This window comes from Gluconacetobacter sp. (genome assembly GCF_047721585.1).
GTDB lineage: Bacteria > Pseudomonadota > Alphaproteobacteria > Acetobacterales > Acetobacteraceae > Gluconacetobacter > Gluconacetobacter dulcium.
The window spans coordinates 1-1,526 of sequence record NZ_JBDNXE010000259.1 but is presented as its reverse complement, the minus strand read 5'-3'; the positions used below and the strand labels follow the sequence as shown (position 1 = coordinate 1,526).

At 64.9% G+C, this 1,526-nt stretch carries 1 protein-coding gene; it reads left to right on the top strand.

What is annotated here, in order from left to right; genetic code table 11:
• Nucleotides 1-94: 94 nt before the first annotated feature.
• Nucleotides 95-1,474, top strand: coding sequence for an IS1380 family transposase (locus ABF821_RS20980; RefSeq protein WP_415531472.1), 1,380 nt, complete (start codon nt 95-97; stop codon nt 1,472-1,474).
• The last annotated feature ends 52 nt before the right edge of the window (nt 1,475-1,526 follow it).

Sequence of the window (1,526 nt, the reverse complement as noted above, 5' to 3'; positions counted from 1 at the left end):
CCCGGATATCTCACACGAGTAGGTGCATCGGGCTCTGAAAACGGCGAAAGTTCTTGTTGGAAAAGGAAAATCCGCGAGCGAGGCCAGAGACCCGATGCAGACAGAGTGTAGCGCAGGCCAATTGGCTTTTGGAGAGGTTTCCGGGCGTCGGATCGTAGCGGATTTCGCGGGCGGGACGATCACGTCGGACGCGGGCGCCCTGCTGCTGGGGGCGGCGGACCGGGCGATCGGTCTGACGGAGCGGTTTGCTTGCTGCTTCACGGATACCCGTGCCGCACATCTTGTCGAGCATGATATTCGCGCCCTGGTGCTCCAGCGCGTGGCGGGGATTGCACTGGGGTATGAGGATCTGGTCGATCACGACCACCTCCGACACGATCCGGTCCTGGCGATACTGGCTGGCAAGCTGGACGCGCGCCGTGCCAGGTGCGCGCCGCTGGCAGGCAAGAGCACGCTGAACCGGCTGGAACTGAGCCGCGCGGAACCCGGTCGTTACCACCGGATCAAGCACGACCCGTCAGCGATCGAAGCCCGGTTCGTCGATATCTTTCTCGACGCCCACCGCGCCGCCCCCGGCCAGATCGTCCTGGATCTCGATGCGACCGACGATCCGGTCCTCGGCCATCAGGAAGGACGGTTTTTTCATGGCTATTACGACCGCTACTGTTACCTGCCGCTCTACATCTTCTGCGGCAGACACCTGTTGGCATCGAAGCTGCGCCCGTCGAACATCGATGGCGCGGCTGGCGCGCGGGAGGAGGTCGCCCGGATCGTCGGCCAGATCCGACGTCGCTGGCCGCGCGTGCGGATCCTGCTGCGCGCCGATGGCGGCTTCTGTCGCGAAACGCTGATGGCCTGGTGCGAGGCCAACCGTGTCGATTTCCTGTTCGGGCTCGCGCGCAATGCACGGCTGGTCGCGGAGATCGCGGGTGAACTGGCGGCTGCCGAGGCCGAAAGCGCACGAACGGGCCGACCTGCGCGCCGATACCGGGATTTCCGCTGGCTGACCCGCGACAGCTGGAGCCGGGCACGGCGTGTCGTCGGCAAGGCGGAATGGACCAATGAGGCCGCCAATCCGCGCTTTGTCGTGACTTCGCTGTCACCCGCCGAAGCCAGGGCACGTCACCTGTATGAGACAATCTACTGCGCTCGAGGCGAGATGGAGAACCGGATCAAGGAATGCCAGCTTGACCTTTTTGCCGACCGGACGTCTTCGGGAACCATGCGCGCCAACCAGTTGCGCCTCTGGTTCGCCTCCATGGCCTATGTCCTGCTGTGTGCCCTGCGGCGGATCGGACTGGCCCACACGCAGTTCGCCACCGCCACCTGCGGCACGATCCGCCTCAAGCTGCTCAAGATGGGTGCCCAGGTCATCCGCAGCGTCCGGCGGATGCGGATCTCCATGGCGTCAGCCTGCCCCTGGCAATACGAGTTCGGGCTCGCCCATGCCTTGCTCACAAACGCCGCCCGCTGACGAAACAGACACCGCAAGGCGCCATGCCCACGCGTCTGATCCCCGTCAAAGC